Source organism: Hydrocoleum sp. CS-953 (genome assembly GCF_002260545.1).
Classification (GTDB): domain Bacteria; phylum Cyanobacteriota; class Cyanobacteriia; order Cyanobacteriales; family Microcoleaceae; genus Trichodesmium.
Map to the genome: position 1 here is coordinate 1 of NZ_LGSU01001297.1, position 9,435 is coordinate 9,435.

At 38.0% G+C, this 9,435-nt stretch carries 6 protein-coding genes and 1 pseudogene; 4 read left to right on the forward strand and 3 right to left on the reverse strand.

Going from position 1 to position 9,435, the window contains the following annotated elements; all coding sequences use genetic code 11:
- Positions 1-550: 550 nt before the first annotated feature.
- Together AFK68_RS23340 and AFK68_RS23345 are read right to left on the reverse strand one after the other, a co-directional pair.
- Entirely contained in the window at positions 551-1,537 is a 987-nt protein-coding gene (locus AFK68_RS23340; RefSeq protein ID WP_094675515.1) for a heme o synthase, read from the reverse strand.
- 535 nt (positions 1,538-2,072) lie between these two features.
- Entirely contained in the window at positions 2,073-2,987 is a 915-nt protein-coding gene (locus AFK68_RS23345) for a heme A synthase (RefSeq protein WP_094675517.1), read from the reverse strand.
- 848 nt (positions 2,988-3,835) lie between these two features.
- Here AFK68_RS23345 and AFK68_RS23350 point away from each other — a divergent pair.
- The 4 genes and pseudogenes from AFK68_RS23350 to AFK68_RS46205 all read left to right on the forward strand — a co-directional run.
- The gene (locus AFK68_RS23350) at positions 3,836-4,870 is read left to right on the forward strand and encodes a cytochrome c oxidase subunit II (protein WP_094675519.1); all 1,035 of its coding nucleotides are present in this window, start codon (positions 3,836-3,838) and stop codon (positions 4,868-4,870) included.
- Between the two features lie 245 nt (positions 4,871-5,115).
- The gene (gene ctaD / locus AFK68_RS23355; RefSeq protein ID WP_094675521.1) at positions 5,116-6,882 is read left to right on the forward strand and encodes a cytochrome c oxidase subunit I; all 1,767 of its coding nucleotides are present in this window, start codon (positions 5,116-5,118) and stop codon (positions 6,880-6,882) included.
- A gap of 712 nt (positions 6,883-7,594) precedes the next feature.
- A partial coding sequence (locus AFK68_RS23360; protein ID WP_246844367.1) for a heme-copper oxidase subunit III occupies positions 7,595-8,190 on the forward strand: 596 nt, incomplete at its 3' end.
- A gap of 1 nt (position 8,191) precedes the next feature.
- Positions 8,192-8,437, forward strand: a pseudogene (locus AFK68_RS46205) (heme-copper oxidase subunit III); the annotation flags it as partial.
- A gap of 157 nt (positions 8,438-8,594) precedes the next feature.
- Here the strand turns inward: AFK68_RS46205 and AFK68_RS23365 are convergent.
- Complete coding sequence (locus AFK68_RS23365) at positions 8,595-9,176, reverse strand: putative quinol monooxygenase (RefSeq protein ID WP_094675525.1); 582 nt, start codon at positions 9,174-9,176, stop codon at positions 8,595-8,597.
- Between the last annotated feature and the right edge of the window lie 259 nt (positions 9,177-9,435).

The window sequence follows — 9,435 nt, forward strand, 5'->3', positions numbered from 1 at the left end:
CCATAGTTTAATACAGAATCTTTGTAACCAAGAACGAACAACTAAATTGTAAGCTGCTTCTGCTAAGATAGCTGTTAGAATTGACTGCATCAGGATGGTACTAGCAACATACTATGTATTATTATGTAATCTCTCTATAGTTTTTCTGTATTGTTCAACCAGTTCTATAGAAGACTGGGAACCTGAGACTCCAAACATAAATGTTAATAGTCTTGAATATAGTAAAGTATGCATAATCTAAACTCCTCAAGTGATAAGCTATTTAGCATTTAAACAAGTATATATTCAATTTTTGTTAAAGGTAATAGGCAACAGGCAATATAAAATCTAAATGATTCTTAGCTTATACACAAGCTTGGTTAATTTTTCTATAAAAGGGAAGTGTGGCAGAATAAATACCCAAAATAAAATAATCAGGTTGTTATGAGAACTAAATTTAATATTATAACCTAATTATTGATATTTATCAAACTACAAATTGTCAAACAAAAAGGCAGGCAAAAGCCCACCTAAAACAAAATTATATTGTCTAACTATTGGACAATAGTAACTAAGATAACATTGCCATTACACCACCAACAAAGGTTTGCAAATTATCCACTAAAGCAGTAGTAATTCCATGAGTAAAAGGTAAACTATCAATTACCATTACTAAACACAACAACATCATGTAATAAATGGAATACTTAAAGAGCGATCGCGCCACATCTTTATTATCAGGCTCCTTCAACAACTCCCAAGCTTTCTTAATAAAAATTGCACCAAGGTAAGTTGCTAATACTCCATAAACTGCTCCACTTGTATGCAATGGATAAACTAGCAATAGTGTCATCGGAATCAAAATCAGAGTGTAAACCCAAATCTGTCTAGCTGTTTCCTCATTTCCTTCAATTACAGGTAACATTGGTACACCCACTTCCTTATATTCATCACGAATATAAATTGCTAATGCCCAAAAATGAGGAGGAGTCCAGACAACAATTATGGCAAACAGTAACCAAGCTGCCCAACTTAATTCTCCTGTAACAGCAGCCCAACCTACCAATGGAGGAATAGCACCAGCAGCACCACCAATGACAATATTTTGAACACTGTGACGTTTTAACCAGTGAGTGTAAATAGCAACATAAAAAACTATTCCAGACATTGCCAACAGTGCAGCTAGTAAATTAGCAAAAACTGTCAGCAAAGTAAATGATATAGCTGCCAGAGTCAATGCAAAAATCAGAGCATGACGGGGTTGAACTCTCCCAGATGGAATAGGACGCCAGCGAGTACGCTCCATAATATAGTCAATATCGCTGTCGTAGATACAGTTGATAGTATTAGCTGCACCTGAAGCTAAAGTTCCACCAACTAATGTAATGAATAACAGAAGGGGAGAAACTTCTCCTTTTGCACCCAACCACATTCCGGCTGCAGTTGTTATCAATAGCAGCAGAATAATGCGGGGTTTTGTGAGTTGATAATAGCTTTTAATTACTTGTAGAATATTGTCGTGACGTCGTGGAAGACTATGTGAAATAACTTCTTGCATGGATTCTTAATTTGTTAATTTTCTGTTGAAACTGGTTATTACTAGCGTGTCTAGGCTAAAATTGTGGGTAAATTTTTTGGTTGCTTAAACCTCTCCCCCGACCCCTCTCCTGCAAAGAGAGGGGAGCCATACTCCCTCTTAGATCCTCCCCCCCTTTCAAAGGGGGGTAAGGGGGGATAGGAAGCGCATTCGGAGGTTAGGTTTTTTTGCATTAGTCCTAAGCAATATAAAAACGGATATTAGTGCCAGTTAATTTTTGATGTTAGCCAGTTTGAAAAGTTTAGTTACTTGTATAGCACTACGCATCTAGGTTATATCAAGTCTGATTTCCGGTAGTATCGGTGTAAAAAAGCATAGAAACCGGGTTTGTATTAAATGCTCTTGTACGGACGTTGCATGCAACGTCCCTACCATTGAACTCCAATAAACCCCGTTTCTTATAACAGGTCATCTTTAGATTACTTCTGCAGATAGCTAAGGTTTCTAATCTAATAACTCACAAAAGAGGGGTATATTACTGTATCTAGATTAACAATTAAGCTTTTGCAACTTGGCGATCGCGTAAAGCAATCACAGTAAAAGCTACTAAAGTTCCTAGTAATGCTGCTCCTATAGCTTGGTGAGATACAGTTAATAGCTCAATTTGCAGACGTAACCGGAATGTCATAACCCCCAAACCAATTTGAGCTAATACTAATAAACCAGACCAGTTTGCTAACTTTCGCAGCAGCGGATGTAAGGCAGAGGTGCGCCACGCCATTACTACTAATGTTAATGTTGTTAAAGTCGGAGGCACAACACCAAAAATGTGACTATTCATTACTGTACAAAGTTCGGCAATACCAAAGCATTGATGCAGTGCCCACTGAGAAGCAACTAATGCACCCATTAAACTTTGTAAATAGACGAAAATAGCAGCAGTTAATCCCACCCAAGGTAATTTACCAACGTTCCCAGTACCTTTGTATGGAATCATTGACATACCCATGACCAATAAAGTCATAAAGTAAAGTAAAGCCGTACCCAGATGAGCAGTCACAATATCAAAACGTAATAGTTGTGTTACTGTTAACCCACCAAGTACACCTTGGAAAACTATGAGACCTAAAGCAAAAGTGGATGTCCAGGGTAGCCAACTAGGTAGTTCCTGTCTGTGCCACCATGATAAACCCATCAGAGCGATAGCCCCAAAACCGATTAAACTTGCATCTAATCTATGGAACCATTCTAAAAATACCTGTAGGTTCATTTGTGCCATTGGTACTAACTTACCATAACACAACGGCCAGTCAGGACAAGCTAAACCTGCATTCATCACTCTGGTAGCACTACCAATAGCCATCAATATTAGGGTGGCTACACATAGTTTCCATACTAAACCACGAATGCGTTCCCGTGCTGGAGACTGAGAGTAAATAATTTCATTGTTATTTAAAACAGAGTTGGCCATAAATTTTACATTTTATTGTTACTAATTTAACGAAATACTAAGTATTGACAAAGAGAGAAAGGTGAATGATTTTTGTTACTATAAAGGATAGTATTTCTATAATTGTAGAGCTTTAGAAAGTTTTCTGATTTTAATGTTTCTTCACAGTTTATTGCTTTTCGGAGGAATTTTAAAGTCAAAANTTATTGTTACTAATTTAACGAAATACTAAGTATTGACAAAGAGAGAAAGGTGAATGATTTTTGTTACTATAAAGGATAGTATTTCTATAATTGTAGAGCTTTAGAAAGTTTTCTGATTTTAATGTTTCTTCACAGTTTATTGCTGTATATGTTACCAATTTCCAAAAAAGTTTATTTTTAACTTTTTCTCCTTTTTCAAACCAGTAAAATATGAACTTTAAGAGTACACAATTTAATTTTAACTTTTTTGAGCCAAAGTGTGGGGTAGTTTTTCAGTGCAATAGTTAAAATAAAATAAACTTTGCCTAGAGAAATTATAGATAAAATGGAGAGAACCTAAAATCTTCCTAAAAAGTAACAATTATATCTAGTTATAGGTAGATGGTTAGTTTAAGCTAAGTAGTTGAGTATGACAACAAGTCACAGACTCTTCTACCTAGGTTATGGTTAACAACTGAAACTAAAAATAGTGAAGTTTTGAACCTAATTAAACCAAGTTAAGTAGACAGAGTTTCCACATACAAATTTTAAGTTTGTGGAGAAAATAACTTATAGACTGCGAGAACCTGATTTTCTGGGAAATATCAAAGCAGTATCCAAAACTAAAACCTGAGATTTGGATAAGTTTGGTTAAGTTCACTAGAACAACAAAATAACCTAAGTAAAATGGAAGAAAAAGAAAAAGTACCAGTCTCAATAATAACTTTAGTAGTTGGTATAGTAATCACCATAATTAGCGTATGGGCAGGTCAACATCATGGTCTTCTGCCAGAGCAAGCTTCCGAACAAGCGCCTCTGGTTGATAGATTTTTTGATGTAATGTTTACTATAGCAGCAGGTCTATTTCTAGTAGTAGAAGGCACAATTGTCTTTTGCGTAATTAAATTTCGTCAGCGCAAAGGAGATGATGGGGATGGTGCTAGCTTTAGAGAAAATTTACCATTAGAAATATTTTGGACTGCGATTCCATCTATAATTGTTATTGGTCTTGGCATCTATAGTGTAGATGTATACAGACAGATGGGTGGATTCGATCCAAGTGGTACAATGATGATGAGCCATCATCATTCCTCATCTCACCAGCAAGTGGCGAAAATGCCTGGGGCTGCTATTGCTGCTCCTATGATTGCAGATGCTGAAGGAATGGAATCAACAGAAGTAGCTGAAAAAGTGGCTAACAAATATGGTTTGGGAGCAACTCCTGAAGAGGGAGGAAAACCAGCAGATGTGGTAGTTGACATCACCGGTGTTCAATATGGTTGGTTGATGAACTATGCCGATAGTGGTGTCATGGCAGGAGAATTACATATTCCTGTAAACAAGGATATCCAAATCAACCTTTCTGCTAATGATGTAATTCATGCTTTCTGGATACCTGCTTTCCGTCTGAAGCAAGATGCAATTCCTGGTAAAGATACCCAATTACGTTTTACAGCTAGTCAAACAGGAGTATATCCAGTTTATTGTGCTGAACTTTGTGGTGCTTACCACGGAGCAATGAGAACAACTGTTGTTGTTGAAACCCAAGAAGAATATGAAGCTTGGATAACAGAAAATACTTTTGCTCAAAAACCAGAATTGAATCAAGCTGTAGCAGTAAATACTGCTGATTTATCAGAGTCGGAATATCTTACACCCTACTCTCAGGAGATGGGAATTGATTCCGAAACATTAAATCAAATTCATCCAGCTTATCATTAAAAAAACGTTCTAGGATTTGGTAGAACAATCAATCAAATCAAATCCCTTGACTTTGGAGAAGAAAATTCTACCATCAGTATTGGTAAAACTCCAAGTTTTGTAGGGGTTTGGAGACAAAACCCCTACGTTCTGAACTCAGAGGTACTGATAACTGATGTACTGACAGTTCGCGTTTGCGGAGCATTCCGGAACGGAAACTGTCACTACTAGACGTTGCATGCAACGTCCCTACACCGATAACTGAAATGACACAAACACAAATTCCTTTAGATACTCAAGAATCACAACCGGAAAAATCACATCCGGAAGCCTGGAAGTGGTATCACTACTTCGGCTATAACATAGACCATAAGGTAATTGGCATTCAATATCTAGTTACTGCCTTCTTCTTTTATCTGCTCGGTGGTCTAATGGCAATGGGTCTAAGAGCTGAACTCTATACACCAGACCCAGACGTTCTCGATCCAAATGTCTATAACTCTTTCCTAACAAACCACGGCACGATAATGATTTTCCTGTGGATCGTGCCTGCTGCTATCGGTGGTTTCGGTAACTATCTCGTTCCCCTAATGGTGGGAGCAAGAGACATGGCGTTTCCAAACCTGAACGCCATTGCCTTCTGGCTCAACCCTCCTGCTGGAGCATTATTAATTGCAAGTATAGCTTTGGGAGGAGCGCAAAGTGGTTGGACAGCATACCCCCCACTCAGCATTATCACCAATAACGCGGGACAATCTTTATGGATTCTCAGTATCGTGTTAGTGGGAACCTCCTCAATTCTGGGTTCGTTGAACTTTATCACCACAATCCTGAAAATGAAAGTTCCTAGCATGAAATGGGATCAACTTCCCCTATTTTGCTGGGCAATTCTCGCTACCTCCGTTTTAGCTCTCTGCTCCACTCCTGTTTTAGCAGCAGCTTTGGTAATGTTATTATTTGACATCAATTTTGGCACCGGCTTCTTTCGACCAGAGATGGGCGGTGATGTGGTCATCTACCAGCACTTATTTTGGTTCTATTCTCACCCCGCAGTTTATCTGATGATTCTGCCAATATTCGGCATTCTCTCAGAAGTTATTCCTGTTCATGCTCGTAAGCCAATATTTGGTTATAAAGCGATCGCCTATTCTAGTCTTGCTATTTGTGTAGTAGGTTTGTTCGTATGGGTTCACCATATGTTCACCAGTGGAACTCCTCCTTGGATGCGGATGTTCTTCACTATTTCTACTCTAATTGTGGCAGTTCCTACCGGAGTAAAAATCTTTAGTTGGGTAGCTACCCTCTGGGGTGGAAAAATTCGCTTCACCAGTGGAATGCTTTTTGCCATTGGTTTATTAGCAATGTTCGTTATGGGTGGACTTAGTGGTGTAACTATGGGAACAGCTCCCTTTGATGTTCACGTCCATGATAGTTACTATGTAGTAGCTCACTTCCATTACGTTCTATTTGGCGGGTCAGTGTTTGGTCTCTATGCAGGTATGTATCATTGGTTCCCCAAAATTACAGGTCGGATGTACAACGAAACCTGGGGTCGGATTCATTTTGTCCTCACCTTTATTGGTACCAACATGACATTCCTACCGATGCACGAATTAGGTTTACAGGGAATGCCACGTCGTATTGCCATGTATGACCCTAAGTTTGAATCTATCAACCATATCTGTACTTATGGGTCAATTATCCTTGGTTTATCTGTAATTCCATTCTTCATCAATATGGTTTGGAGTTGGATGTATGGGCCAAAAGCTGGCGATAATCCTTGGGGTGGTTTATCTTTGGAGTGGACTACTAGCTCACCTCCCATCATTGAAAACTGGGAAGTATTGCCAGTGGTTACTTATGGTCCTTATGATTTTGGCTCGAAGAAAACTCTTGGTATTCGAGAGCGGTTCAAGCTGATTTCTCAACCAAGTTCCAAGGTTAAGGAAACAGGTGTACCTGTGTCTGAAGCTGATTCTTCATCCTTATATAGTGGTTCTGGTGATTCTCAGAATCCTCCAGGGGACAATTAGAAAAGAGGGAATAGGTAGGGACGTTGGATGCAATGTCCTTACAGAGTAGTAATAGTGCTTTAGATCATTGGGGGCAGGTTTATCTAATCAAATGTGAAAACTCATAAATTGAAACAGGAAACCCGCCCCTACTATTGCAACATTTTAGGTGTGTCACCCCAGTAGNATTAGAAAAGAGGGAATAGGTAGGGACGTTGGATGCAATGTCCTTACAGAGTAGTAATAGTGCTTTAGATCATTGGGGGCAGGTTTATCTAATCAAATGTGAAAACTCATAAATTGAAACAGGAAACCCGCCCCTACTATTGCAACATTTTAGGTGTGTCACCCCAGTAGTAGACCGACAGAGCTAAAACTGTGCATTAGGGACTAGGGTAGGGACGTTGCATAACAAAAATGCGTTTCATGTCGCGCAGCGTTAACGAAGTTGTGCGTTAGCTAAACGTCCGTACGGGAGAAAGAAACGGTCCAGTAGGGTGCGTTTTGCTGCGCAATATGTTTCGGCTAAGAGCCGACATGAATGCGGAGCATTCCGTCAGGAAAAAGCCAAGCGTAACGCACCGTAATAGTAGACCGAAACACCTAAAATGATAAGTTCCGACAGATTGCTAAATCCCTTTTATAGTCGGAATTTAGGCCGTAAATACGCACCCTACTCGACTCAACTATCCAACTTCAAAAATCAATTTTGTTTATCTAGGTACAGGAGATTATGCAAGGTTCAACAATTGAGACAACTAATAATTTAGTTGATACTTCAGTTCATTCGGCATCAGTAGAAGCAGGTCATCACGAAGAACATCAGGATTTAAGAGTTTTCGGATTATTAACATTTCTCGCTTCTGAGTCTTTGATGTTTGCAGGGTTATTTGCTGCTTATTTAATTTATCGAGCAAATGCAGGAGTTTGGCCTCCTGAAGAAACAGAGGTAGAGTTATTATTGCCGACAATTAACACTATTATTCTGGTTTCTAGTAGTTTTGTGATTCACAAGGGCGATACTGCAATTAAAAAGAATGATATCTCAGGAATGCGCTTATGGTATTTAGTTACAGCAATCATGGGTATCATTTTCTTAGGTGGTCAGGTTTATGAGTACATGACTTTGGGTTATGGTCTGACTACTAATGTCTTTTCCAACTGTTTTTATGTGATGACTGGTTTCCACGGTCTCCACGTTTTTGTTGGTGTATTGCTAATTCTTGGTGTGTTATGGCGTTCTCGTCGTGCTGGTCATTACAACGAAGAAAAGCACGTTGGTATTGAGATGGCAGAAATTTATTGGCACTTTGTTGATATTATCTGGATNACTTTGGGTTATGGTCTGACTACTAATGTCTTTTCCAACTGTTTTTATGTGATGACTGGTTTCCACGGTCTCCACGTTTTTGTTGGTGTATTGCTAATTCTTGGTGTGTTATGGCGTTCTCGTCGTGCTGGTCATTACAACGAAGAAAAGCACGTTGGTATTGAGATGGCAGAAATTTATTGGCACTTTGTTGATATTATCTGGATTGTTTTGTTCACTTTACTTTATATTTTGACTCAATTTTAATCCAGATATTTCTGTCGATAAATTATATCAACTTTTGCTAAAACCTTTGTAGGGATGTTCTATAAAACATCCCTACATTTTTTTTCATGTATGCTTAATTCAGTATAAAAAAATTTTCTCCCTTCTCCCCTTTTCTTTCCTCTACCTTCTTTATTTATCAACGTCGGAATTCTGTTCGCTCAATATAATAAACTCTCAAACTAGGTTCACCTTCTACTAATTCACTAAATTTCTCTACTATACTTTTCGCATAAGGAGTTGCTAAGTGCTTATCAAGGGAGCCTCTACTTTTCCACTCTTCAAAAAATATAAATGAATTGGGATAAGTGGTTTCTTCATAAACATTATAACTAAGATTACCAGGTTCATTTCTTGTTTGTTTAGTAGCTTCTGTAGCTAGTTTGATAAATTCTTCTCGTTTCTCTGGTTTAACAACAAATCTTGATGATAGTGCCACAGGTAATCCCATGAATTCTGTTCGAGGTTGTTTGGGAGCTTGACTTACTTGACTGTTTTTTAGTTTATTTTTTTTGTTTGCCAATACTGGTTTTTCATTACTATTATTAGCGACAGTTGTTTCTGTAGTTGAGACTGGTGTTGATGATAAATTCTCACTACTATTGGTATTTTCTACCTGAGATTCACAGCCAAGCAAGCATCCGAAAATTAATCCGCCAATTATTAATTTTTGTGCTGATACTAAACGTAGGTTACGCTCAATTTTTTGATAATTAAACATATATATTTACTCCCTTCTTTTATTGTTTACAGTGTTTTTTCAATAATAAAACTATGATAAATTTATCTCTAACATTCTAGACACTATTAATATAGTAATCCTAAATTGGTTGTGACAGTTTTTATAATATAATAGTTAATTTAACCTGAAAACTTTGAAAATTATGACTCTTGTACGGGCGATTTCGTAGGTCATGCTCCTAATTGCGCTAATCGCCTCTACAACGCCTAACTCCTAACTACTACCAAAATATTACAAC